Origin of the sequence: Arenibacter lacus, from assembly GCF_008711145.1 — a bacterium.
GTDB classification, from domain to species: Bacteria; Bacteroidota; Bacteroidia; order Flavobacteriales; family Flavobacteriaceae; genus Arenibacter; species Arenibacter amylolyticus.
Genome location: NZ_VVIN01000043.1, coordinates 1 through 25,383, shown reverse-complemented (window position 1 = coordinate 25,383; position 25,383 = coordinate 1). Strand labels below are relative to the sequence as shown.

The 25,383-nt window shown below is 42.1% G+C and carries 19 protein-coding genes and 1 tRNA gene; 16 read left to right on the top strand and 4 right to left on the bottom strand.

All coding sequences use genetic code 11. From position 1 onward, the window contains the following. The 5 genes from F1E73_RS12315 (at position 1) to F1E73_RS12295 (ending at position 7,616) form a co-directional block, all read left to right on the top strand. Positions 1 to 1,575 (top strand): SusD/RagB family nutrient-binding outer membrane lipoprotein, encoded by a 1,575-nt coding sequence (locus F1E73_RS12315; protein WP_150452063.1) that lies wholly within the window; start codon positions 1 to 3, stop codon positions 1,573 to 1,575. A gap of 21 nt (positions 1,576 to 1,596) precedes the next feature. Continuing rightward, a complete protein-coding gene (locus F1E73_RS12310) occupies positions 1,597 to 2,829 on the top strand; it encodes a BACON domain-containing protein (protein ID WP_086475684.1) in 1,233 nt (410 codons plus the stop codon). Between the two features lie 15 nt (positions 2,830 to 2,844). Beyond that, positions 2,845 to 4,830 carry a calcineurin-like phosphoesterase C-terminal domain-containing protein gene (locus F1E73_RS12305; RefSeq protein ID WP_150452062.1) on the top strand — a complete coding sequence of 662 codons (1,986 nt, stop codon included), beginning with the start codon at positions 2,845 to 2,847 and terminating at the stop codon, positions 4,828 to 4,830. A gap of 145 nt (positions 4,831 to 4,975) precedes the next feature. After that, positions 4,976 to 5,773 carry a glycerophosphodiester phosphodiesterase family protein gene (locus F1E73_RS12300; protein WP_223883424.1) on the top strand — a complete coding sequence of 266 codons (798 nt, stop codon included), beginning with the start codon at positions 4,976 to 4,978 and terminating at the stop codon, positions 5,771 to 5,773. Between the two features lie 142 nt (positions 5,774 to 5,915). Continuing rightward, positions 5,916 to 7,616, top strand: coding sequence for a sialidase family protein (locus F1E73_RS12295; RefSeq protein WP_086475682.1), 1,701 nt, complete (start codon positions 5,916 to 5,918; stop codon positions 7,614 to 7,616). 414 nt (positions 7,617 to 8,030) lie between these two features. On the opposite strand, the gene F1E73_RS12290 is transcribed toward F1E73_RS12295, so the two are convergent. The 3 genes from F1E73_RS12290 to F1E73_RS12280 all read right to left on the bottom strand — a co-directional run bounded on the left by F1E73_RS12290 (position 8,031) and on the right by F1E73_RS12280 (position 13,394). After that, a complete protein-coding gene (locus tag F1E73_RS12290; protein ID WP_150452061.1) occupies positions 8,031 to 9,326 on the bottom strand; it encodes an APC family permease in 1,296 nt (431 codons plus the stop codon). A gap of 84 nt (positions 9,327 to 9,410) precedes the next feature. After that, positions 9,411 to 12,032, bottom strand: a complete 2,622-nt coding sequence (locus F1E73_RS12285; protein ID WP_223883423.1) for a TonB-dependent receptor — start codon at positions 12,030 to 12,032, stop codon at positions 9,411 to 9,413. A 42-nt stretch (positions 12,033 to 12,074) separates the two neighbouring features. Beyond that, on the bottom strand, positions 12,075 to 13,394 hold the full coding sequence (locus tag F1E73_RS12280) for a hypothetical protein (RefSeq protein ID WP_150452060.1): 1,320 nt from the start codon (positions 13,392 to 13,394) through the stop codon (positions 12,075 to 12,077). Between the two features lie 73 nt (positions 13,395 to 13,467). Here F1E73_RS12280 and F1E73_RS12275 point away from each other — a divergent pair, with 73 nt between their 5' ends. The 3 genes from F1E73_RS12275 (at position 13,468) to F1E73_RS12265 (ending at position 17,090) form a co-directional block, all read left to right on the top strand. Next, the gene (locus F1E73_RS12275) at positions 13,468 to 13,968 is read left to right on the top strand and encodes an Lrp/AsnC family transcriptional regulator (RefSeq protein WP_086475679.1); all 501 of its coding nucleotides are present in this window, start codon (positions 13,468 to 13,470) and stop codon (positions 13,966 to 13,968) included. Positions 13,969 to 14,552: 584 nt separating this feature from the next. Then, the gene (locus tag F1E73_RS12270; protein ID WP_223883422.1) at positions 14,553 to 15,803 is read left to right on the top strand and encodes an amidohydrolase family protein; all 1,251 of its coding nucleotides are present in this window, start codon (positions 14,553 to 14,555) and stop codon (positions 15,801 to 15,803) included. Between the two features lie 114 nt (positions 15,804 to 15,917). Continuing rightward, positions 15,918 to 17,090, top strand: a complete 1,173-nt coding sequence (locus F1E73_RS12265) for an MFS transporter (protein ID WP_150452059.1) — start codon at positions 15,918 to 15,920, stop codon at positions 17,088 to 17,090. 85 nt (positions 17,091 to 17,175) lie between these two features. Here F1E73_RS12265 and F1E73_RS12260 read toward each other — a convergent pair. Further along, positions 17,176 to 17,252, bottom strand: a tRNA-Ala gene (locus tag F1E73_RS12260). A 264-nt stretch (positions 17,253 to 17,516) separates the two neighbouring features. On the opposite strand from F1E73_RS12260, the gene F1E73_RS12255 reads away from it, so the two are divergent. The 8 genes from F1E73_RS12255 to F1E73_RS12220 all read left to right on the top strand — a co-directional run. Then, entirely contained in the window at positions 17,517 to 18,017 is a 501-nt protein-coding gene (locus F1E73_RS12255; RefSeq protein WP_150452058.1) for a GNAT family N-acetyltransferase, read from the top strand. Continuing rightward, complete coding sequence (locus tag F1E73_RS12250; RefSeq protein WP_394349920.1) at positions 17,996 to 19,363, top strand: MATE family efflux transporter; 1,368 nt, start codon at positions 17,996 to 17,998, stop codon at positions 19,361 to 19,363. The genes F1E73_RS12255 and F1E73_RS12250 overlap by 22 nt, the downstream gene beginning before the upstream one ends. A gap of 108 nt (positions 19,364 to 19,471) precedes the next feature. Next, on the top strand, positions 19,472 to 20,239 hold the full coding sequence (locus tag F1E73_RS12245) for an enoyl-CoA hydratase/isomerase family protein (protein WP_086475674.1): 768 nt from the start codon (positions 19,472 to 19,474) through the stop codon (positions 20,237 to 20,239). 3 nt (positions 20,240 to 20,242) lie between these two features. Continuing rightward, positions 20,243 to 20,719: a DUF4199 domain-containing protein gene (locus F1E73_RS12240; protein ID WP_086475673.1), complete on the top strand. Its 477-nt coding sequence runs from the start codon at positions 20,243 to 20,245 to the stop codon at positions 20,717 to 20,719. A 580-nt stretch (positions 20,720 to 21,299) separates the two neighbouring features. Next, positions 21,300 to 22,625, top strand: a complete 1,326-nt coding sequence (gene nhaA / locus F1E73_RS12235) for a Na+/H+ antiporter NhaA (protein ID WP_086475672.1) — start codon at positions 21,300 to 21,302, stop codon at positions 22,623 to 22,625. 296 nt (positions 22,626 to 22,921) lie between these two features. Further along, the gene (locus tag F1E73_RS12230; protein WP_150452057.1) at positions 22,922 to 24,133 is read left to right on the top strand and encodes a CehA/McbA family metallohydrolase domain-containing protein; all 1,212 of its coding nucleotides are present in this window, start codon (positions 22,922 to 22,924) and stop codon (positions 24,131 to 24,133) included. Between the two features lie 40 nt (positions 24,134 to 24,173). After that, the gene (locus F1E73_RS12225; protein ID WP_086475669.1) at positions 24,174 to 24,623 is read left to right on the top strand and encodes a 6-pyruvoyl trahydropterin synthase family protein; all 450 of its coding nucleotides are present in this window, start codon (positions 24,174 to 24,176) and stop codon (positions 24,621 to 24,623) included. A 10-nt stretch (positions 24,624 to 24,633) separates the two neighbouring features. Further along, positions 24,634 to 25,383: UDP-2,3-diacylglucosamine diphosphatase (locus tag F1E73_RS12220; RefSeq protein ID WP_191089016.1), on the top strand; the 750-nt coding region annotated here is incomplete at its 3' end.

The following is a 25,383-nucleotide window of genomic DNA, read 5'->3' as shown; positions in this document are numbered from 1 at the left end:
ATGAACAATTTGAAAAAAATAATGTTAATTGGATTTATAACGGGAATTACCTTTTCCTGTACCTCTGATTTTGAAGAGATAAATACCAACCCTAATAGGACCACTGTTGGGGAAATACAAGCAAGCGGTATGTTTGAGCCCTTGCTCTATAATGGTGCCAATGCCTGGATGTACTACTCCTGGTATTGGAACAATGAGCTTATACAGTTTACCGCCTTTACCGGTGGTACTACCAGACAAGAGCACCGTTACTTTATTAGTGACGGGAACTGGCAAAGTGTGTGGAATCTATATACCCGTTACGCCAACAACGCACTGCACATGTACGATTTGAGTCAAGAGCAGAACCAAGCTTCCTTGGAAGCTATTGCCCTTACCTTAAAAGTATTGTATATGAGTAACCTAACAGACATGTTTGGGGATATTCCCTACTCCGAAGCCTTTTCGGCAAGAAAACCAAATGGAACCACCAAGCCCAAGTTCGACTCCCAAAAGGAAGTATACGAGCAGATGTTCAATGATTTATTAACCGCCAATGCTATTTATGCTACCAAACCCGTATTTGCCAAACCTTCCCTAGATGGTATGTACAATGGGAATATGGAGCAGTGGCAAAAATTCAACAACTCCCTATACCTAAGATTACTCAATAGGGTGAGCGGAAGAAGTGAAATGAAGGCCGGTGCAAAAATGAATGAAATTCTCAACAATCCGGACAAATTCCCCATTTTCACCTCCAATGCAGATAATGCAACGGTAATCTTCTCTGGAAATGATCCCTATAGAAGTCAGTTTGCCAATAGCAACGAAGGGGACTTTACCAGTTCGGGTAGAAAACTAACCGAGCAACTAATAAAGATGACCGTAGTAACCGATGGAAACGGCAATCAAACCTACGAAGATCCACGTCTTCCCATTTATGGAAAGAAGAATCCCAACGTAAACGTTAATCCAGACAATATCTGGAAGGGTACCATAGCTGGGGTATCGGAACAGGATCAGAGCACTGCAGACCGCGGTTCGTCTTGGCTCAATGCAGCCGTATTTGTAAGACCCGATGCTCCCGGAACCTATATGGACTATGCCGAGGTGCAGTTTATATTGGCAGAAGCAGCCTTAAAGGGAAGAATTCCTGGAGGGGAAGCCGCAGCCAAGACCTATTACGAAAGCGCCGTTACGGCTTCCGTGGAAAGATGGGCCGAAATGGGCGCATACAGCGAGGTGCCAGTTACCGTTACCACTGAGGATATTACCAAGCTCCTTTCTTCCGAACTCGCTTCTTGGGATGCAGCTACCAATAAGGAAGAACTGATTGGGAACCAGAAATACTTGGCTTTATTCTTTGTTGGAATGGAAGCCTATCATGAATACCGACGTACCGGATATCCCAATTTAACCATCGGGAACGGAGCGGTGTTTAATGATTATATTCTTCCAACCCGTTTTGCTTATCCTACCACTACCATGGCTACGAACAATGAAAATGCACAGCAAGCCCTACAGCGAATGGGAGGGGATAATAATATGAAAACACCGGTATGGTGGAGTAAACAAGCCATTGAGGAAGGAAAATAACAACCGTAAAAAACAATAATCATGTATACGACTAATAATAAAACAAAAAGCGGGATTGGGTTAGTGCTTCTATTGGCCCTGTTCTCACTATCCCTAACCTTTACCGCGTGCAGTGATGATGACAGCGAGTTTTCCGGGGAGCCATTCTTCGCGATAGAGGAAAACCCTACCGGATTGGAAGTGGGTGTTAGTGGCAACACCAAAAGTTATGTGGTACGCTCTAACCGTCCATGGCAGATTATACCGCAAGAAGAGGTGAATTGGGCAAAGACCTTCCCTACAGAAGGAAAGGACGACGGTATTTTTAAAATCATCGTTTCGGAAAACGACACCTTTGACCCGCGCACCATAAACTTCATCTTTGTGGTTGATGGAAAAGAGCAGCCACTATTGTTCCGTGTAGATCAAGAGGCCAATGTGCCCTACATCACCCTGGATGATGAGGAAAAAGGGATAGCCGTACCCTCTGCAGAGGGAGCACTCACCATTGGCGTAAAGGCAAATGTTTCATGGACCTACACCATAGAAGACAGTAGCTGGCTTTCCGAAATAGAAGTAACGGAAGAGGGCATACAACTCCTTGCCGATAGGAATATCAGTGAAGAGCGCTCCACCAAAGTCACTGTTACCTCCTCAGAACAACCTGGTCTAGACAAGGAAATTATCATTACCCAGTCTGCAGGGAATATTATTCTAGAGGAAAACTTTAACTGGTTAACTTACGGAAGCACCATATTCTATACCACCACCGGAGAGAAAAGAATGGATAGCTGGACCCCGGAAGAGTTGGGCATGGGATGGACCAGTACCGAAAACACTTTTTCCAGTAATCAGAAGCTGGTATATGCCCGTACTGGATTTGTAAAGTTGGGGAAAACCAATTATGGTGGGGATTTAATCTCTCCGGCCTTATCCAACTTAGAGGAACCCGCAACGGTACGTGTCACCTTTAAGGCAGTCCCCTACCAAACCCTAAAAGGTACACGGGATGCTAATACCCTAAATATTGAGGTGCTTGGTGCAGGAACCGTCAGCGTAAACTCCATGACTATTGATAATTGGCCCGATTATGATGCCGATCCTGAATGTACGGAAGTATGGCAGGCGCCATCGGCACAATACGAATTCACTATTACCGGAGCCGATGCTGGAACACGCTTTAAGCTACTGGGTGGCGACTATGATCTACGCAATGCATCCCCTAATAAGAATCGTATTTTCATTGACGATATTAAAGTAGAAATAATCGAATAATAGCACCAACTAGCAATGAAACATACGAGAAGAAGATTTATAAAAATAGGTGGATTATCAACCATCGCTGGAATAAGCGGCATAGGGCTGGCATTTTCCAGCTGTCAGAAGACCGACTCTGTTGAGTTTAATGAGGACAACAACCTGAACATCACGGGAGTCTCCATCCCTTCCAGCATGGATGTAAAACAAGGGGAAACCATCACCCTTAGCGGAAAGGGGTTTAAAATGGGCGATCAAATTAAATTGACCTCCACCCTAGACACCACTATAACCTATAACAACGAGGTGACCGCCATTGGCAATGGAACGGTCACCTTTTCTGTGCCTAACGGATTAACCACAGGTAGTTATCAGATAAATGTAGTACGCGGAGCAGAAAACCTTCTTTTGGGTGCGGTACTCCTAAATTTGGTAGCCAATCTCAACATCCCGGATATTGAGGGCATGACGGTGAAAGGCGTGGTGTATTCCGATGGGAAAGGAATTCCAGGAGTAGTGGTTTCCGACGGGTATGAAGTGACCGTTACCGATGATCAAGGGGTATATTACCTTTCCTCGCAAAAGAAAATTGGGTTTGTCTTTATCTCCCTACCCTCCAATTACGAGGCAACCAATGTAGGGAAGGCACCACAGTTCTTTAAGCGATTGAGCAATAACACCTCTACGGTAGACCAAAGGGATTTTTCCCTGATCAAGGTAAACAACGATAACCATGTGGTAATCCCTATGGCCGATTGGCATTTGGCAAAGAGAAACAACGACATTGACCAATTTACCGGCAAGGTGTTACCGGATGTAAATGCAACCATTGATCAATATGCGGCAGATGGCACCAAGGTATATGTGCTTACCCTAGGCGATATGACCTGGGATACCTACTGGTACAGAAATGACTTTGGACTGAACGACTACCTTCCCTATATGAATATGCTGCACTCCCCCGTGTTTAATGTAATAGGGAATCATGATTACGACCCTTATTATGCTGACGACTGGGAAGCTGAAAATAAGTATAGGGAGGTGATAGGCCCCACCTATTACTCCTTCAATCTAGGAAAGGTGCACTACGTGGTGTTAGATACGGTAGAATACCTAAATACGGGTGGAAGTGTTGGAAATGAGGGGGATCGCAATTACAATACCAATATCAGTCCAGAACAAATAGCATGGTTAAAAAAAGACCTAGCCGCTATTACCGATAAAAGCACCCCTATTGTAGTGGCCATGCATACCCCCTTGTATAAAAGACCAACCTTGGATGCCAACGAAAACCAAGTGAATGGATATGCCTTGGATAACGGAAGCACCCTCGTAGACTGCTTAAAAGACTTCTCCACGGTACACGTACTATCTGGGCACTCCCATATAAATTATAGGGTAGAAGAAGAAACCAACCTTATGGAGCACAATACCGGTGCAATATGCGCCACGTGGTGGTGGACCGGAAGGGATGGTTATGCCGGAAATCACATTTGCAAGGATGGAAGCCCCGGAGGTTATAGCATATGGCAGATGAACGGAAAAGATATTAAATGGCGCTACAAGAGCATAGGTTTTGAAGAAGATTACCAGTTCCGTACCTACGACCTCAACCAAGTGCAAATAACCGCTGCCGAATTTGCTCCGAATACTACGGAGGAAACACTCGCCCCCTACGCCGAACCCTACTCCCAGAAAAGTGTCAACAACGAAGTGTTGATCAATCTATGGGGGTACGATAGCCAATGGGATATTGAAGTAACCGAAAACAACAATAAGCTAGCCGTTACCCGGGTAAATACCAAAGACCCCTTGCATATTGTATCCTATGAAGCATTGCGACTTAATGCAGGGGCCACCCCTACAGGCGCTTTTGTGACCAACGATACGGCACACCTGTTTAAGGTTACGGCCTCTGAACCCGATACTACCCTAGAAATTAGGGTTACAGACCGTTTTGGCAATGTGTATACCGAAACCATGGAGCGCCCAAAAATATTCTCCCTGGATATGAGTTAATCATAAAAGGAAAAACAAGGGGCATGCTGTTATCAGTAGCCTAGAAAATTATTAGTGATCACCCTTTAAATAAGTAAATTACATACCCAAAATGATTCGTCCTAAATTATAATTTGGGGCGAATCATTCTTTAATAATTAAACCTATGATGTTAAGATTTTTATCCGCTAAAACCAGTAAAGCTTTAGGAGTATTCCTAGTTCTAGCACTTCTATTTGGAAGTTGTGCAGAAACGGTAAAAAACCCCGTTATAGCCCATAGAGGCGCATGGAAAACAAAGGAAATTCCGCAGAACTCCATTGCTGCCCTACAAGAAGCCATTTCATTGAATAGTTTTGGGGCGGAGTTTGATGTGCGACTCACCAAGGACAATGTTCCGGTAGTGAACCACGACAGGGACTTTCTTGGAATAGAAATTGACACCTCCACCTATGAGCAGCTGCTATCCAAGAAGCTTCCCAATGGAGAGAAAATCCCGACCTTGAGGGAGTATTTGGAGGAAGGTCTACAACAGAAAAACACCAAACTGATCCTAGAAATTAAATCGGCCCCCTCCAATAAGGAGCGCACGCTTAAACTAGCCGAACTGTCCGTGGCCATGGTGCACGAATTAGATGGGCGTGATATGGTAGAATATATCTGCTTTGACTACGACGCGGGTAAATTGGTGAGTCAATTAGACCCCGAAGCAGAAGTGGCCTACCTAAATGGGGATAAAACCCCGGCCCAACTTAAGGCGGATGGCTATACCGGAATAGATTACAACCACAAAGTCTACAAAAACAACCCCACTTGGATTAAAAAGGCGCAGGAGTTAGGACTAAAAGTGAACGTATGGACTGTAAACCAGGAGGAGGACATGAACTATTTCTTGGATCAAAATGTGGATTTTATCACTACGGACGAACCAGAACTTCTCTTTAAGATCCTGAATAAGAAATAAGCACGAAAACACCTTATTTGCTGAGGGGAATGCCTTATTAAATCTATCCCAATTCTACAACTCCTGGATCCCTAGTATCCCTAATTTACTATCTTGCGCCATTATTTTTTAATCGCCAAGAAGGGCACTATTACTAGGAAATATGATGAAGTTGCGTTTTTTAAGGAATTTAGGCATTCCCCTTATTATTTTACAATTATTAGCCAGCTGCAATGGTCCACTAGACCAGGTATACCAACCTACCGTGGTAGGCACTCCCCCATACAATGCCTTTATTGGACTAACCCGTTTAGACAATGGGGAGATTAGACACTACAATTACGGTGAAGGCAATAAAGAAGGAACATCGTACTACTTACGAAGCATGGACAACGGGTTTACCTGGGATTCGGTAGCCGTAGAAAACAAATGGATAGGCGCCGATGTTAAAAGCCCTTTGACCGGAGAATACGTCCGCTTGGAAACAGGAGAAAATGGCGTGTTGGCGGTCCGCTCTAATGGAGGCATCGATGGGGATTGGACAAAAACCCAGGTGTATGAAGCGCAAGAGGACGAAGGCAGCTATATTATGTTGAAGCCTCCCGTGTTTATCCGGGAAGGCAAACGCATTTTGGTAGGCGCCCACAGCACGGCCCGTTTTGGTTGTGGTGTTTTTTATTCCGATGACGACGGATTAAGCTGGAAACGCTCCCAATTTGTACAGTCGCCCCCACACCAGCCCGGTGGCGTTCACAAAGGAACACGATGGAACCATGGCGCCGTTGAACCAACAGTGATCGAATTAAACGACGGTAGAATATGGATGTTGGCACGTACTGCCCAAGACCAACATTACGAGAGTTTTTCCGAAGACGGAGGGGAAACGTGGAGCCCATTAAAACCATCCTCATTTTATGGGACCATTACCATGCCCACTATGAAACGATTGAAGGATGGTCAATTACTTTTTATCTGGAACAACACTACCCCCTTGCCCGAAAAAGAAGGCGTTAATGGCGTTTGGGAAGATGTATTTACCAATCGCGATGTACTGCATGCCGCCATCTCCGAGGACGATGGAAAAACGTGGACGGGTTTCCGTGAGCTTTTCCTAAATCCAAATAGGAACGATCCTAATTTTGGGGTAGCCGATCAAAGCTTAAGCTTGGATATGAGCGTACACCAAAATCAATCTGTGGAATTACCAGGTGGAAAAGTACTGGTTTCCTTAGGACAGCACCGAGACCATAGAAAGATGTTGCTATTTGATCCGGAGTGGCTAAAAGAAACTACCAGGGAAGACGATTTTAGAAACGGATTGGATACCTGGACCACCTTCCTTTATCAAAAGGGAATCATAGGTCATTGCGCTTATAATAGGGAGGAAGGAGCCCGTTTGGTAACAGATCCAACAGATGCTAGCAAACAGGTGCTAAAAATCGCTAGAAGGGATAGTGAGACCCTAGAAATAGCCACTCAGGGAGCGGTATGGAATTTTCCAGCCTTGCAAAAGGGGCGGTTCAGCACCTCGGTTTATATTCCCGAAAACAGTCAGGGAGGAAGGATAAGCCTTAGTGACCGCTGGTTTAATCCCTCGGATACCACTGCCTATAAGTTTGCCATGTACAATTATCCATTAGACGGATTGCAAGAAAATAAATGGCACACCTTACATTTTAATTATGACTTTGGAACTGAGAACAAAAACTGTGTGGTAACGGATGAAAATGGGAAGGAAGTAGCTTCCATCCCCCTAAACTACGAAACTATTCACGGACTTAGTTATGTACATTTTATCTCCACGGCCCAACAAGAAGACCCCCATGGGTTTTTAGTGGGCCCGGTAAAGAGCAGTGATAAATAGCCGCTTAAATTAGTGAGAATGAACCACGCATATCTCGCCATCTTTAAGCTATAAGCTATTCCGTTGGAATGTTGGTAACAAGCCAATGCTTTTCACTATCCGTTGGATGCGCTGGGAGAGACGAGATATAGAAATGATAAAAACCCCTTGGTAGTTAATGCTGTAAGGGGTTTTTCTTTTGCAGAAACTGTAGGTAATATGGAATTCTAAAGTAGGCAAGGAATTATTTCTAACCAGCTATCGTGGAGGGTTGTCCATCTACAGGTTTTCTACACGCCCCCACAAGAAGACACCCATAGGTTTTAGTGGGCCCGTAAAGAGCAAGGTGCCGGAGAAGACCAATTAAATTTCTGAAGTGGCTATTGCTCTCTCTTACCTCAGCAATAAGACATCGACTTAAAGAATAGGTGCACCCTAGTTTTTATTAAAAGACCTTCTTCTTTTAGACATATAATAGGTAATTACACCCGATACCACAAAAAGCAATCCGATGGCACTTTCCACCGGTTTCTCAAACAGCATATACCCCAATATCCAAACGCTAAAAAGCACAAACGCTATTTGCAAGAAGGGTTTAAAGGGACTCCTAAAAGCCCCTTCCCTACCCTTAATCCAGAATATAGAGGCAACCGTTAAGGTGCCCATAAGTTGTAATACAAAACTTGCATACAATAAGACCTGTTCAAACGTTCCTGTCACTGTAAGTGCAATGCTAATTATAGCTTGTAACCACAAGGCCCTAACGGGTATTCCACTCTTGCTTTTTACTGCCAATTTTGTCCATAAAGAATGGTCTTTAGACATGGCATAGGTAATCCTGGACCCTATCCATAAATACCCACTAACTGTTGCGATCAGTTGAATTGCAATTAAATAGCTTACCCAATTGCCACCTAGAGTCCCAAATAGGTTCTTAAAGGCTATGAAGGCTATTTCTACTTTACCAGACATCTGTTCAACGGAGGCATGCTTTAAGAACACCACCTGCATTAATACATAGAGTACCGTTACTAAGGCCGTTCCAATGATCAAGGCCTTTGGTAGGTTTCGCCTTGGGTCATTAATTTCATCTACAATATAGGCTGCAGAATTCCAACCGGTATAGGCGTAGGTAACATAGAGTAAGGAAACAGCGAAACCAGGAAGCAGTATTTCCCCTTGCCATGAATTACTGAGATCTATAGCAGTTTCTTGCACCGGCACATAGCTAAAACCCAAGATAATCAAAGCCACTACAAACCCCAACTTTACCAGGGTAGTGATATTTTGAAATTTCCCACTTTGTCCTACGCTTATGGAGTGGACCGCAGTGAGGATCAAAATAACCAACACCCCAAACCATTCATTGAAAATAGCCGGATTTATTGGGTTGAGATAGCTTTTCATGGCCATCACAGAAATTGCAATGGGTGCGGTAAAACCTACCGTTAAGGATACCCAAGCATATACATAGCCCACCAAGGGATGCATCAATTTGGAAAGAAAGATATAATCCCCTCCAGAGTCATCAAAATTAGTGCCTAGTTCTGCATAGGTAAATGCCCCTACTAAGGCAAAAATCCCCCCCAACACCCAAATGAGTACAATACTCCAAGTATTCTGAATATCGACAAGCTGGTATCCTAAACTGGTAAAAACACCTGTACCAATCATATTGGAAATAACCAAAGCTGCAGCAGTTTTCCACCCTATCTTATGTTTTATCTTCATTGATTCACAAGCTTATTACACAAAAATATAGCGATGCAGTGCTTGGTTATTTTCCATTAAATGCGATTGAAATTTATAGACTACCTATAGTTTATAGTTTAATCTTGCAAAGTAAAATGCTCCGTTGGTTCCCATTTGAACGGGCGCGTATTTAAACACCCCGAAATAGCTGTTATCCATGATTTGCTCATCAGGATAAACATCTAACAGGTTATTTACCCCTGCTACCAAAGATAATTTCCCATTAAAATTATAAGTCGCACTTAAATCGGTGGTTACTTTTGCATCATGTCGCTGAGCTCTTCCAAAGGGCGCTTCGTTACGGGTAACTTCGCCCCAATAGGTGTTTCTCAGCATCAATCCTAGTTTATCACCCGTAAAATCTATGGTAAATATCCCCTTATCCTTTGGGTTATTAGTCTCTATAAGACTTCTTTCCTTCGCACCAAAATATACCTCTTCTTGACCTATAAAGGTGGATGGCAAATTTTTGATACCATCCGCTACTTCATTTTCATTATGATTATACAATAGCGAGAAATTTAAGCTATTGACACCCATTGGCACCCTATAATTCATCACTAAATCTACTCCGGTAGTAGTGGTATTTACCGCATTGGTGAAAAAGCGTGCCGAAGCTACATTAAAGGGTTCAAAAATTTCTTGTAAGGCTGGTACGGGCTCACCAAAAGGGTCATTTCCTAAATCGCCCGTATAGATAATTCTATCATCAATCCCTACTCTGTAAGCATCTAAGGTAACCTGAAAGTTTCTAGCGACCCTTGCTGTTAATCCAACACTTATACTGGTAGATGTTTCTTCCTTAAGCGCTGGAATCCCCAAGGATTGGGCAACGCTACTATCATTTCTGAAGGTACCTGCGTGAATTAAATTTCCATCGACAATATCAACGGTAATATTATTAAAATACTGCTGGTGCAAGGACGGGGCTCTATACCCAGTACCATAGGCCCCTCTAAGCGCAAAATTATCGGTAAGGCGATACCTAGCGGCTACCTTACCATTGATAGTATTCCCAAAATCACTGTAATCTTCGAACCTACCTGCTAGTGCCAGTAAAAATTTATCGGTAAAGTTAAGTTCAAAGTCGGCATACAGCCCTACAGAGGTTCTCCCTTCGTTTACTTCATTGGTAGGAGCAAACCCGGGAAAGGAATTGGCCCCGTCCCCAATGTACGATCCCTCTTCACCTACATGTATCTGATAGTTCTCATACCTAAATTCAGCTCCAAAAGCCATCCCCAATCCACTCATTACCGTTTCATTAAACTTAGAGAAATCTAGATTGGCGGTATTTTGAAGGAAGGAATGACCTCCAGCCCTAAAGGAAGTTGGACTATCTACTCCTAGAAAATCATTCACGGTATTTGAGACCGTATAATTAAAGTCATTGATTCCTATGGTATTACTTACATCAAAATTCCAGGTTCCTAATTGTGTTTTAAAACCCGTTATCATGGAATGATCGGTAACATTAGTTCTTAATTCCGGCTGAAAACCATTGGGGAAAATCTCTAGCACATGGCCTTCCGAAGGCAATCTTCTAAAACCAAATCCTGTACCCGTTCTAAAGTTAGCTCCGCCCGCAGCATAAAACTTCCCAGTTTCACCAGTAGGCAATTCAAAGTTTAGAAAGAACTGTGCATTTGATATGGCAGCATCCCCTATTTGAAAATTGAAATCATCCCTTGTTAATCCGGCCGCAGCGATTAACTCATCATCGCGTTGTCTTGCTTCCTCATTTCCAAAATAGGCGAAGTAATTACCTAGATCGGATTGATCGTATATGATAAGCTCATGGTTTTGAGTTCTTGTAGTCTTGCCCCTATCGTTGTATTCTGCGGTAAGGTTAATAAATCCTCCATTTTCCCCTACCTCAGCTCCATAATTAAAGTTGAAATTGTAAGTTTCCCCATCGCCAGCGGAGGTAACGCCATAGGTGGCACCTACTTCCATTCCAATATTTTTCTTTAGAATAATATTTATTACTCCTGCAATAGCATCCGAACCATATTGTGCAGCTGCTCCGTCCCTAAGCACCTCTATCCTATCTATGGCCGAAGAAGGAATAGAAGACAAATCCGTACCTACGGTCCCATTACCGACGGTCCCTTGATTATTTAATAGGGAGGTGGTGTGCCTTCTCTTGCCGTTAATTAATACCAGTACTTGGTCTGGCCCCAAACCTCTTAAGGAGGCAGGATCTACGTGCTCCGTACCATCGGAGGAAGACTGCCTGTTAGAGTTAAAAGAAGGAACAAGGGTAGACAACAGGTCATTAGCCGTTGTTTGCGCTGTAGTGAGCTTTATCTTGGAAACATCTACCACATCTACCGCGGCAGGGGTCGATAGTTTAGTCTGTCTGGGGTTTCTACTCCCTACCAATACCACCTCAGAAAGCGCCTCAGCCCCTTCTTGCATAACAACCACCATCGCTGCAGCCCCTCTTAGCTTTTGAGTTTTAAAGCCCAAAGTGGAAAATATTAAAATTGGTTGCTCTAAATTGGATGAAATGGAAAACATTCCATCAAAATCGGAGGTAGTTCCGGTGCTGGTTCCCTCTATCACGATGTTTACCCCGCCTAAAGGTTGATTATCCGAATCTACAATTTTTCCCGAAAAAATGTTTTGGGCAGATACGGAAAGCGTAAAACTCAATGTTAACAATAATAATAACGGCTTCATTTACATTAATTTATATAAGTATTCATTTTTATGTATTCGGCTTTATACCCTCGAAAATTTTACTCTTGTCCCTATTGGCATCTCCTTTATATAGAATGCATAATCATTAAAACTGGATTTATCCCATGACCGCCCAACTTCTGGAAGAATAAAACCATTTAACCCCCTACTAGAACCATTCGTGATGGTATCCCTACCCCCATGCTTTCCAAGGTGATCAGTAATGATAAGCGTTCTAGTATCCATAAGCTCATTCGTATCTGGATGGAAAAACTCTGCTTTCACTTCAGTATCTAATTCCACTCCAAGGTATTCCGCTATTCCAAACATTCCACTCGCATATTTAGAGAGCGATTTACCATTGTAATAATGGTCTGGGTTTACAATAATCACTTCATCCGGCCCTATTTCCAAACCAGGAATCTGATCATTCACCGCCACCTTTGTTACTGCAAATCCTGGAGGGCATCCGCCTCTTGTAATTGCAGAAAGTGCCTGTGGAATGATAAAATGTTTAAGCGACCTAAATTGTGTTCCCTTACTTAGATCACTTAACATATTGTGATCTGGGACGCCATTTATTACATACAATTCCTCAATATACTCCCTGAACGGCATAAACACCTCGTTATCAACACCTATGATGTTGTGCAAGGCATTGGTTTTAGGATCCCGCACCCTTGCCCAAAGACAATTTGACCCCTTCGATTTTTCTTCGCCTGCAAACTTAGCCCTACTGGCGTTATTTACAAAAACATTTACCGATCTACATATGGTATTTTCGTGATAATCCGACTCCAACTCGGCCCTACTACCTAATAAATCGAGTACCTGACTCCCTGTTTGCAGGCTTCTGCCCGGCGTAGAGCCTATGTAGTCTACTACTTGAACAAAAGCCCCATATTTTTCATTTATAATTTCATAGTGATCCCTGATTTTGGATTTCGCTATATCCCCATCTTTTATGGTATCGGAAAAATAAAACACCTTGGTTCGCTTGCCATTCGCCCTTAACAAATCCATCACCCCGCGCACAACAAGCTCATTGGGGACCGTATCCAACAAACCTCTCTTTATGGCCATAGCAGTTCTTAAGATGAGGATGAGCCTGGATTCTTCCACCGTATTCACCGAAAGATGTGTTAAGTCTGACAAATACCTGCTAATATCCGATTCTTGTACCTCTTCAATAAAGGAATTCCATAAGGAGGTAGCCAGGTCTAACTCGTTAGCGTACTGTAACAGTATATGCTTTGAGTCTGCATCCGAAATATTTTTGGTTAATGAATTGATTATATCAGCATCGTAGTGCCAGCTAATTTCCTTTAACTCCTTAATTCTTCTCCTAATATTGTTCACCATAGCGTATTGAATTGAATTTAAATTCGTAATATAGCGGCGCAAGGTAAAGAAAAGCAACATACACCCACTTATCATGAATAGTATTCGGAGAAAAGGCAGCAACACCGAATTAGATGAAATAGATGAGCTTATTATTAAGCTTTTACAGAAGAACGCAAGGCTATCTAATAAGCAAATTGCCGCTGAAGTTGGTATTGCAGAGTCTACCTGCTCCGAAAGAATGCGGAAATTGGAGCGAAATAAAATGTTTTTTGGGTTCCATGCGTTTATTGACTCTTCTAAACTGGGTACCAATATTGAAGCTATGGTATCTATAAAATTAACGAAATACACCAAAGAAGTGGTAGAGGACTTCAAGAGCTCCATGAAGAAATTACCCGAAGTGGTAAGCATTTATCACATGGCTGGCTACAGTGACTTCTTACTTTACATCGCGGCCAGGGACAAAGACCATTTAAGGGATTTTATTATGGACCACGTAACCAAAGATTATGTGAAGAGTGTAGAAACCTCGTTAATCTATGACTTTAACTTCAACCCCCTATTTCCAATTTACTTGGATCACGATAAATAATAGGAAATCCCATATACGAGGCATATAGGTTTAAGGTTGTTGTTTTTTAAAGCTAAGGAAGCACAATCCACGTGATTTCGCGTTTAACAATGTGCAAGTCCGTAGAACAAAACTCTAAAACTATTCCTGTTTTGGCACTTCTCTAGCTAAGCTTTGCCACAATCCTTCTCTCCCAAGAAGCATCTAAGCCTTTAACCAATCTCCAAATCCTTAATAGAATTCTTAAAATCGCTACAAATTAGTTAAATCTTGGCCAACATTCCTTTTGCCAGGTCAGAGGTGCTTCCGAAATCACAAACATTACCCTATTTTTGTGTCAAACAAGAAATTTCACTTCCGTTTTTCAGAAACACCTATTGGGTGGTCTAGGTGCCAATTATCAACAAGACCCCCTACATTCCTCCTATAGGACAATAAGTATTCAATGGCTCCCTTTATATGTGGCATATCTTAGGGCCTATGGTCACTTTATTGCAAAAAATTACAACTTCGAGGATCGCAGTTCTATCCATATTGGGTGGACCAACATTCATTGGGATAACTTGTAATTCCCAATGAGATATATAAATTTTAAAAATTAATCTATGATGAAAAAAAAGTTTTTCAATGCGAAGTTTTACCGCAACGATGCAGCAAGCGAAATGATTGTAGAAAATGGAAAAATCCTTCAGATTGGAACTAATTTACCCCAATGCGAAGAGGAAATAGACCTCCGTGGAAAGCTTGTGCTACCCCCATATGTAGATCCGCATTTGCATTTAGACTACGTATATACCTTATCTGAGCTTGGACAAGAAGGGGCCGGTTCTGGAACCTTGTTTGAAGCTATTAAACTATGGCCTAAATTTAAAGAAACACTGACCGTAGAAAGCGTGAAAAGGCTTGCCCTTAAAGGAATAAAGGATGAGGTCTCCCAAGGGGTACAGCACATCCGTACCCACATAGATGTTACGGACCCAAACTTCACGGCATTGAAAGCGATGCTGGAATTGAAAGAGGAATTAAAAGATATCGTAGACATACAAATCGTAGCCTTTCCACAAGAAGGAATGTACATGTATAAAGGCGGACGCGATTTAGTGGAAGAAGCTCTTAAAATGGGGGCAGATGCTGTGGGCGGAATTCCCCATTACGAACCTGCTAGGGAGTTTGGAGAAAAATCTGTTCACGACATCGTTGAACTTGCTTTAAAATACGATAAACTTATAGATGTTCACTGCGATGAAACCGATGATCCACATTCGCGTTTTGTGGAGCTTTTAAATGCCCTTGTTCTCATGGAAGACTACGGAAGTAGAACCACTGCCAGCCATACCTGTTCCTTTGGATCAGCAGATAATTCCTATGCCTTTAGAATGATGGATTTGTTTCAAAAGAGCAAGATGAATTTTATCTCCTGTCCCACGGAAAATGCCTATCTACAAGGTAGACAAGACACCTATCCAAAACGTCGCGGACTCACTAGGGTGAAAGAGTTCTTAGATTTAGGGATTAATGTTGCTTTCGCACAAGACTCCATCAACGATCCTTGGTATCCTATGGGTAGTGGTAATATGATGAATATCCTGGATAACGGAATCCACCTAGCTCAAATTATGTCTCCGGAAGAAGTAGCAACTAATTTTAATCTAATTACCTATAATGGAGCTCGTTGTTTAAACATTCAAGACCAATATGGTTTAGAGGTAGGAAAGCAAGCAAACTTCATCGTATTAAATGAAAGCTCTGTTTATGAAGCTATCCGTAAAAGAGTAGATGTTTTAGCATCTGTACGTAATGGAGAATTCCTTTTCCGCCGTAAAGAAGTGGAATACGATATTCCTTTGAGCCTATAAATTAATTTTCATCTAAATTATTAGCACGTAAAAAAGACTGTGGCCGTGGCTGTTTTAGTTATTGCATAAATAACTTTAAGGCCACGGTCACTTTCATCATATATTTACAAAACTATGAGCAAACAAAGTATTTCTGCACAAACTAAAAGTGTTTTTCCGTGGTTGATGATGATTTTGATGTCTTCCGTCACTTTTGTCGGAATCCTATCAGAATTGTTGCCTTCGGGGGTGCTCCCACAGATGATGACCGATTTAAATATTAGCGAGGTACAAACAGGAAACTTAGTGGGTTACTACGCCATAGCTTCTGCTATTTTTGCGATTCCGCTTATTTCTATGACCATGCAGGTTAACCGAAAATACCTGTTACTAATTTTGCTAGGCGGGTTCGCTGTTTCCAATATTGTGGCCGGACTTGTTCACAACTATACCATAATTGGTATTCTTAGGGTACTAGGGGGAATTTGCGCCGGGGTGATGTGGCCAATGATTGCTGCTTATGGGATGCGTTTAGTAGATGAACAACATCACGGAAAGGCTATCGCAGTAATTATGGCGGGAACTACCCTGGGGATTAGCATAGGGATGCCTATAATGACAGCTATTGGTAATGATTACGGGTGGCGAACAGAGTTTATTGGACTTGGAGGCGTGATTATTGCCATTGCCATAATCAGTTTCTTTGTACTACCCTCCATTCCAGGAGAGAAACTCACTAAAAGCTCATCGCCTTTTGCACTATTGAAAATACCAGCGGTTTTAATTGTACTACTACTCACCCTACTTGGGGTAATTGCACATTATGGGGTGTATGTGTATATCACAAGTCTGGTTGATGAAATTAAGTTAGCAGGAGGAGTGGAAAGCGCCTTGTTATTTTTTGGAATAGGTTCTTTGCTTTCTGTTCTATTGGCTATAAAATATACCGATAAATACTTAAGGCTCTTAACCATTGCGATGTTTGGGTTGCTGATTATCTCTATGGGTATTTTTCTACTATTCGGTAGCACAACAGGTGTGGGACATGTTGCTTTCTTTTTATGGGGTGTTTCTTTTGGTCCATTGGTAACCTTGCTTCAGGCTGCAGTAAGTAGACAGGTAGAAACCGCTAAAGACGTTGCCACTTCTGTGCAGTCTTCCGTATTTAACTTTTCCATTATGATCGCATCTTCTGCAGCAGGACTATTACTAGGAATTTATTCTCCCATGAGCTTGGTTTATTTGGCAATCGCTTTGTCCATTCCAGGAATACTTATTTCTTTTTTTGCGAAAAAGTCTTTAAGCTAAGCGTGGATTATACACCTATCCATACCCACAAGTAAAGAAAATAAAAAAAGGCCTCCATTTATTTTGGAAGCCTTTTTTATCTATTTGGTGGAGAATATCGGAGTCGAACCGATGACCTCTTGCATGCCATGCAAGCGCTCTAGCCAGCTGAGCTAATCCCCCATAGAACGGTGCAAAGAAAATACTTTTTATTGCATTTTCAAAATACAATTTCAGCTATTTAACAAATAGATCCTTCTTTTTAACAAATACCCGCAAAACCAATGCTTATAAACAGCAGGTACACCCAATATCCTCCTCTATTCACTAATTCTCTTTAATTTTCGCTACATTTAATCTATGGTCCAACCAAAATATGCCGCTACAATAGCTATCTCTACTAGCTTTAAAACCATAAATTTGCCCAATTATTAAATAAGCTAGCGAATGATTTGTTTGGCAAAGGAGTCTGACATCCCCGAAATTCTTAAGCTTACTGCCGCCTGTGCCAAGGCCTTGGTAGAAGTGGGTATTTATCAATGGAACGAAAGTTACCCTTCCCAAGAAAAATTTGAGAAGGATATAAGTAGGGGTGAACTTTACCTCTTAAAGACTGACCAAGAAATAATAGGGACTATTGTAATTTCTACCTTTATGGATCCAGAGTATTATTCCGTCTCTTGGACTACTCCTAACCAGCACAATTACTACATACACCGTTTGGCAGTACATCCCCAGCATCAGAAGAAAGGATATGGAAAACTGCTCATGGAGTATGCGGAGGAATATGCCCGCACCAATAGGGCCGTCTCGGTGCGGTTGGACACCTTTAGCAAAAACGAAGGCAACAATACCTTTTATAAAAATAGAGGCTACCAGAAAGTGGGCCACATCTTTTTTCCGAAACAGAGCAAATACCCTTTTCTTTGCTACGAACTAATACTGTAAAAGTTGATCCATTGAATACCGGAATAAATTTAAGGTCGATTAATAAGTTGGCCATACCCGCCACCATTGCAGGCATTGCAGAACCCGTACTGTCTATTACAGATACCGCAATCGTAGGAAACATTCCCGAATTCGGGATGGAATCCCTTGCTGCAACAGGTATTGTTGGATCTTTCCTGTCCATGCTTATTTGGGTGTTGGGCCAGACAAGAAGTGCCATTTCGGCCATTATCTCCCAATATGTGGGTGCAGACAAAAAAGATAAGATTTTGGCCCTCCCTGCCCAAGCGATATTTTTAAATATATCCATGAGTATTCTTGTTCTTCTTTCCACCATTTTTATAGTGGAAGAAATTTTTGTCCTGATGAATGCAACAGGCAAAATTCTAGAGCTATGTATCGCTTACTATTCCATACGCGTTTGGGGCTTCCCCCTAACCCTCTTCGTATTTGCGGTAATGGGTATATTTCGCGGTCTACAAAACACCTATTACCCCATGCTGATTGCCATTACAGGGGCAGTTTTAAATATTGTATTAGACATCATTTTGGTGTATGGTATTGAGGGTTATATATCTCCTATGTATTTGGAAGGCGCTGCTTGGGCCAGCCTTATGGCCCAAGGGGTGATGGCCATCATGGCCTTTGTTCTTTTGATTACCAAAACCGATATCAGCTTGGCCCTTAGATTGCCAATTCACCCAGAATTAGGCCGACTCGTAGTAATGAGTTTAAACCTATTTGTACGTGCACTGGCACTGAATGCCGCTATGATTCTCGCCGTAAGGGAAGCTACCTCCTTGGGAGATAGGTATATTGGAGCACATACCATCGCGATAAACCTTTGGTTGTTCTCGGCCTTTTTCATTGATGGATACGGAGCCGCAGGTAATATAATGGGTGGAAAACTCCTAGGCGCTAGGAATTACAACGGTCTATGGCTCTTGGCAAAGAAGATAACCACCTACGGCCTGGTCGTAAGCCTGGGATTAGTAACCCTTGGTTTTCTATTTTATTACCCTATTGGACGTGTCTTTTCTAATGACCCAGCGGTCTTGGAAACCTTCTACGCTATTTTCTTTATTTTGATACTCAGTATGCCCTTAAATATGATTGCTTTTGTCTTTGATGGCTTATTTAAAGGGCTTGGCGAAATGAAATACTTGAGAAACGTTTTACTAGTAGCATCTTTTTTGGCCTTTATTCCGCTATTGTACCTTGGAAAATATTTAGGGTGGGGAATTTATGGGATATGGGCAGCCTTTACTATTTGGATGTTGATACGTGGTGGGGCTTTGGTCTGGAAATTTAGGCAAAAGTTTCGCCCGCTACTACAAAACGTTTAATTTTGGGTGAACCATTAAGGAACGTTTCCTTAAAAACATAATCCACAAATAACCAATACGGGTCCAGAGCGGGCCATAGGGGGGATTATTTCTCAAATTTATAGGACAATGGGTACAACTAGAACAAACGGCAGTTTATACGTTAAGATAGACAACGGCATTGCAACGGTAGAATTTGGCCACCCGGCCAGCAACTCCTTTGTATTGGAGCTTATGGATAGACTCACAAAAGCTTTTGATGAGTGTTCCGAAGATCCCAGTGTCCGGGTTATTATCTTAAAATCGGAGGGCGATGGCACCTTTTGTGCTGGCGCATCCTTTAATCAGCTTACACAGGTAAGCACTGCGGCCGAGGGCAAGGTGTTCTTTAGTGGGTTCGCCAATATTATAAACGCCATGAGACGTTGTAAAAAAGTAATTGTGGGCAGAATCCAGGGGAAAACCGTGGGTGGCGGACTGGGAATTATTGCAGCCTGCGATTATGTATTTGCCGCGGAAGCAGCCGCTATACGTTTATCCGAGCTCACCATTGGAATTGCTCCTCTAGTCATTGCTCCAGCAGTACAACGTAAAATAGGGGTAGCAGCTTTGTCCGAGCTTTCCTTGGCACCCACCGAATGGAAAAATGCCTATTGGGCACAGGAAAAAGGCCTGTTTTCCAAGATTTTTAATACCACTGCCTCTATGGACCGTGAAATAATGCTATTCACGGAAAACCTGGCAAAATACAATCCCGAAGCCTTGGAAGAATGGCGTAAGATACTTTGGGAAGGCACCAACCAATGGGAGACCCTATTAATAGAACGGGCAGAAATGACCGGAACTTTAGCCCTGTCCGAACACACCAAAACTGTACTTCAAAAATTTAAAAAATAAAAAATGAGTAAAATCCGCCTCGAGTTTAAATGGGCCATTAGGTTTCTTCTAGCCGTTCTGGCCTGGATGATTTTAGAAAAGTACGTGGGACTGCACGATGTACATATTGCTAAACACGCTATTTACACCAACTTATTTGCCCTAGTAGCCATTACTATTTACGTATTGGCCCTATTAGATAAGAGAAACAACGACTACGAAGGTAAAATGAGCTGGAAACAAGGCTTTACCGCCGGGGTAACCATGACTATCATCATCGCACTCTTTAGTCCGCTTACCCAATACATCAGCAGTACCGTTATCTCTCCCGATTATTTTAACAACATTATTGAATACTCCGTAGAAACCAAAAAAATGAACAGGGAGATTGCAGAGGGGTACTTTAGCCTAGGGAGTTATATGCTACAAGCCTTTTTTGGCGCTTTAACCATGGGGGTAGTTACCTCGGCCATTGTAGCTTATTTTGTAAAAAAACAATAAGTAGTGATTTTATTCGTTTTATAAGTCCGATAAATAGTCATGGATATAATAGCTTTTCTTAATGGAGACCTGGTATTTCCGCTTCTTGCCCTACTTGTTCTTGTGATGTATTTTGTAAATAGACTCAACAATAGGAGTAAATACAAAAGGTAGTTTATCTAAAGGGTTCGCAGTGCGCGGAGCCCATCGTTTCCTAAATAGCTGCTTAGGGGAATTACGATAAGCACATGGTATTGCACACCATGGAGTGTAGGTTTTGGATTTAGGGTTCCCGAGTTACCAAACATGTTTCTTTAGTTTTTCACCTATCAAAATATTATCAAGGCAGATAGGCCTAAGCACGGCAACTCATGAATTTTCACGGACTATTTAAAGTAGAATGCATACTTTCAGCAAGCACCTTAAGACTGCGGACTCCCTATACAGACCTGACTATCAATCCTATAACCACTTTAAATCTCCTATAAAATTTCATGGATTTGACCGATAATTTTTGTATTGAAAATTTTCGGCAAAAATGCACCTGATAATTTTAAAAATGTAGTTTTGTAAAGCTACATGTAAAAATGAAAAGAAAATTATGACAGGAGAAAAAACTTACCCCATTGACAGGGTTACCAAACCCATTCAAACTTTTATGCATCAACAAAAATCTGGAGGAATTGTTCTAGGAATTAGCGTGATAATTGCCATGATTTTAGCAAATTCACCCTTATCCGAATATTACTTCAGTTTTTTTGAACAGAAACTAGGCTTTCAATTCAACGGGGAATCTTTTCTCAATTATAGTCTACTCCATTGGATCAATGACGGGCTAATGGCGGTTTTCTTTTTTGTGCTTGGTTTGGAACTAAAGCGAGAGATTGTAGGAGGGGAACTATCCAATCCTAGAAATGCCCTACTCCCCATTGGTGGTGCCCTTGGAGGTGTAATGATTCCCGCTATTATCTATATCCTATTAAACCCTACTGGTGAAGCCAGCAATGGTTGGGGTATTCCAATGGCAACGGACATTGCCTTTGCCCTTGGCGTGCTCTACCTCTTAGGTGATAAAATTCCATTATCCTTAAAGGTGTTTTTAACCGCTTTGGCCATTATAGACGATTTAATAGCTGTTTTAGTAATTGCATTTTTCTACACTTCAGATATTTCCATACTAAGCCTTTCCATTGGTTTAGGATGTGTCTTTATTATGTTTATCGGGAATAAAATGGGGATTAGAAACATTCTATTTTATGCCATCTTAGGAATCGTGGGAGTTTGGACCGCCTTTTTGCTATCTGGTGTTCATGCGACCATTGCTTCCGTTCTAGCCGCATTTACCATTCCTGCGGATATGAGCATCAAGGAAAACACCTATATAGTAAAAATCCAAAATTACCTTGCAAAATTTAAATCTGCCGACCCAGACCATAATATCCCCACCTTAACCAGTGAGCAAATACACATCCTGGATAATCTAAAGGACGATACCAAAAAGATAATTCCGCCGCTACAACGCTTGGAACACGGAATGCATCCTTTTGTTACCTTTTTCATTATCCCTGTTTTTGCTTTGGCCAATGCAGGTGTTTCCGTAGCCATTGATATGGAGCAATTGTTAAGCACCAATATTGCACTAGGGATAGCCCTTGGCCTTGTAGTAGGGAAGATCGTTGGGGTAGTAGGGTTTACGCTCTTGCTTGTAAAACTTAAGGTAGCCCCCCTTCCTACTGGGATGACTATTAGAAACTTATTCGGGCTTGGGTTCTTGGCCTCTATTGGATTCACCATGTCCTTGTTTATTACCTCCTTGGCGTTTACAAGTGAAACCTATCTGGTACAAGCCAAAATAGGCATCTTTGTGGCCTCCATCATTGGAGCCTTCGTAGGTTATTTTTTATTGAGCAAACAAGAAGCCAAATAGCATACACAGCTCTCTCCATAGCCAAACGAGGCAGTAATGAAGGGGGGTAGCTGTTTTAAAAAGGAAATGCCCGTTTACCACGCTAGTAGACGGGCATTTTTATTTCCTATGAGCATACGGCCCGTGACTATTTTCCCAATAATGCCCATGAAGCTATGGAGAGCATCTATAGCCACGAAAATGAGGGAAACATAAAAAAGAAAAATGATTCGTTCACGAACAACCTCATCATTTTCAACCCCATACCTCCAAATTGAGATAGATTTATTATCTTTCTTAGCATAAGCCAACCACCCATGAAAAACCCCCTTACCTCCCTGACCATAGTGATGTTGTTAGTGCTATCAGCTTGCAAAGAACAACCTCGTCCTACAAAACACAAAGAAGGGAAAGCATGGTATAAGGGTAATCTTCACACCCATTCCTTTTGGAGCGATGGGGACGAGTTCCCCGAACCAATCCTACATTGGTACAAATCCAATAACTATCAATTTATAGCCTTATCGGACCACAATACCATTGCCATGGAGGAAAAATGGATACCAGTGCGTAGCGATTCCCTTTTTCAAAAAAGCTATAATAACTACTTGACCATTTATGGGGAAGAATGGGCAGAAACCAAAAAGGAGTCGACCAATACCTTAGTCCGACTAAAAACCTACGAGGAATACCGTAAGCTATTTGAGAAAGAGGGGGAGTTTTTGGTAATCCAATCCGAAGAAATCACGGATAGATTTGAGGACAAGCATGTGCATATTAATGCCACAAACATACAAGAAAAAATAGATCCTCAGGGCGGCAATAGCGTCCTAGAAACCATGCAGAACAATTTGAACCAGATTTTAAAGCAGCGTCGGGAAACAGGAGCCCCCATTATGCCCCACATTAATCACCCCAACTTTTTTTACAGTATTACTTTAGAGGACATGATAGCCCTTGAAGGAGAACAGTTTTTTGAAGTATATAACGGACATCCCATGGTACATAATTTAGGCGATTCCCTTCACATTTCCACCGAAGATATGTGGGACCTTATCAACATCTCCTATATCGCCAATAACAAACCCCTGATGTACGGATTGGCCACAGACGATTCACATAACTACCATAGAAAAGGGCATAAATGGAGCAATGCTGGAAGAGGCTGGGTAATGGTCCAGGCCGATACCCTGTCTGCCCCCTCCTTAATCCATGCCATGGAAAAGGGTGATTTTTATGCCAGCACCGGTGTTACCCTCGCAAGTTTGGACCATAGCGATGACGCTCTCACCATTGCAGTAGCTGCAGAGCCTGGGGTAGACTACACCATTTCTTTTATCGGCTGCCTGAAGGGGGAGACAGAAACAAGGGAACTCCTATCTGTGGACGCCGCAAAAGCGCGATTTGAATTTCCAAAAGACCTCCTCTTTGTACGTGCAAAAATCACCTCAGACAAACCCCAGGAAAATCCTATAGAAAATATGAAATACGAGTTGGCTTGGACACAGCCTATACTTAAAGCTCCTTAATTAACAGGAATGGGTTACCTTTGTAGCGCAAACTACAGTTATGAGTAAAATTCGTATTACCAAACAGTTTAATTTTGAGACAGGGCACGCCCTATACGGCTATGATGGCAAATGCAAGAACGTACACGGACATAGTTATAAACTTTCCGTAACGGTCATTGGAACCCCTATTACCGATACCTCCCATGTTAAGCTGGGTATGGTCATTGATTTTGGTGACCTAAAAAAAATAGTGATGGAAGAAGTGGTGGACAAATATGATCACGCGACCGTTTTCAACAAAAACACCCCCCATGTAGAATTGGCTGAGGAACTCACCAATAGGGGACACAACGTTATTTTGGCCGATTACCAACCTACCAGTGAGAATATGGTAATCCACTTTGCCGAGAAGATTAAAGGAAGGTTGCCAGAGAACATCCAACTATTTTCCCTTAGACTGCAGGAAACCGATTCTTCCTTTGCAGAATGGTACGCGTCGGACAATTAAAGATCCCTAGATGAAGTCCATTACAGTCCCAGAAGGCAAGAAAGTATACTTTTCCAGCGATCATCACCTAGGTGCCCCTACTCCCCAATTGAGTTTCCCGAGGGAAAAAAAATTGGTGGCATGGTTGGACGAGGTTAAAAAAGATGCCGCCGCTATATTTTTATTGGGCGATCTATTCGATTTTTGGTTCGAATATAAGACGGTGGTTCCAAGAGGTTTTACACGCACTCTGGGCAAACTAGCGGAAATTTCGGATGCAGGCATCCCCATTTATTATTTTGTAGGCAACCACGACCTTTGGATGAACGGCTATTTTGAAGAGGAGCTGAATATACCGGTATTTCATAAACCTCAGGTATTTTCCATAAACAACAAGGTATGCCTAATAGGTCATGGAGACGGCTTGGGACCAGGAGACAAAGGTTATAAGCGCATGAAAAAGGTATTTACCAACCCCTTGTCCAAGTGGTTGTACAACTGGCTGCATCCAGATTTGGGCGTAAAGTTGGCACAATACCTATCCGTTAAGAACAAGATGATTTCTGGCGATGAGGACGTACAATTTCTAGGGGAGGAAAACGAGTGGCTGGTACATTATTGCAGACGAAAATTGGAACAACAACATTACGATTACTTTATATTTGGGCATCGCCACCTCCCTTTGGAAATAAAACTGAATCCAACATCCACCTACGTAAATCTAGGAGATTGGATTACTTATTTCACCTATGCGGTATTCCAAGACAACAAACTCTCCTTA

Coding starts and splice junctions, on each gene's coding strand:
- F1E73_RS12315 (WP_150452063.1), top strand. CDS start 1: ATGAACAATTTGAAAAAAATAATGTTAATTGGATTTATAACGGGAATT.
- F1E73_RS12310 (WP_086475684.1), top strand. CDS start 1,597: ATGTATACGACTAATAATAAAACAAAAAGCGGGATTGGGTTAGTGCTT.
- F1E73_RS12305 (WP_150452062.1), top strand. CDS start 2,845: ATGAAACATACGAGAAGAAGATTTATAAAAATAGGTGGATTATCAACC.
- F1E73_RS12300 (WP_223883424.1), top strand. CDS start 4,976: ATGATGTTAAGATTTTTATCCGCTAAAACCAGTAAAGCTTTAGGAGTA.
- F1E73_RS12295 (WP_086475682.1), top strand. CDS start 5,916: ATGATGAAGTTGCGTTTTTTAAGGAATTTAGGCATTCCCCTTATTATT.
- F1E73_RS12290 (WP_150452061.1), bottom strand. CDS start 9,326: ATGAAGATAAAACATAAGATAGGGTGGAAAACTGCTGCAGCTTTGGTT.
- F1E73_RS12285 (WP_223883423.1), bottom strand. CDS start 12,032: ATGAAGCCGTTATTATTATTGTTAACATTGAGTTTTACGCTTTCCGTA.
- F1E73_RS12280 (WP_150452060.1), bottom strand. CDS start 13,394: ATGGTGAACAATATTAGGAGAAGAATTAAGGAGTTAAAGGAAATTAGC.
- F1E73_RS12275 (WP_086475679.1), top strand. CDS start 13,468: ATGAATAGTATTCGGAGAAAAGGCAGCAACACCGAATTAGATGAAATA.
- F1E73_RS12270 (WP_223883422.1), top strand. CDS start 14,553: ATGATGAAAAAAAAGTTTTTCAATGCGAAGTTTTACCGCAACGATGCA.
- F1E73_RS12265 (WP_150452059.1), top strand. CDS start 15,918: ATGAGCAAACAAAGTATTTCTGCACAAACTAAAAGTGTTTTTCCGTGG.
- F1E73_RS12255 (WP_150452058.1), top strand. CDS start 17,517: ATGATTTGTTTGGCAAAGGAGTCTGACATCCCCGAAATTCTTAAGCTT.
- F1E73_RS12245 (WP_086475674.1), top strand. CDS start 19,472: ATGGGTACAACTAGAACAAACGGCAGTTTATACGTTAAGATAGACAAC.
- F1E73_RS12240 (WP_086475673.1), top strand. CDS start 20,243: ATGAGTAAAATCCGCCTCGAGTTTAAATGGGCCATTAGGTTTCTTCTA.
- nhaA (WP_086475672.1), top strand. CDS start 21,300: ATGACAGGAGAAAAAACTTACCCCATTGACAGGGTTACCAAACCCATT.
- F1E73_RS12230 (WP_150452057.1), top strand. CDS start 22,922: ATGAAAAACCCCCTTACCTCCCTGACCATAGTGATGTTGTTAGTGCTA.
- F1E73_RS12225 (WP_086475669.1), top strand. CDS start 24,174: ATGAGTAAAATTCGTATTACCAAACAGTTTAATTTTGAGACAGGGCAC.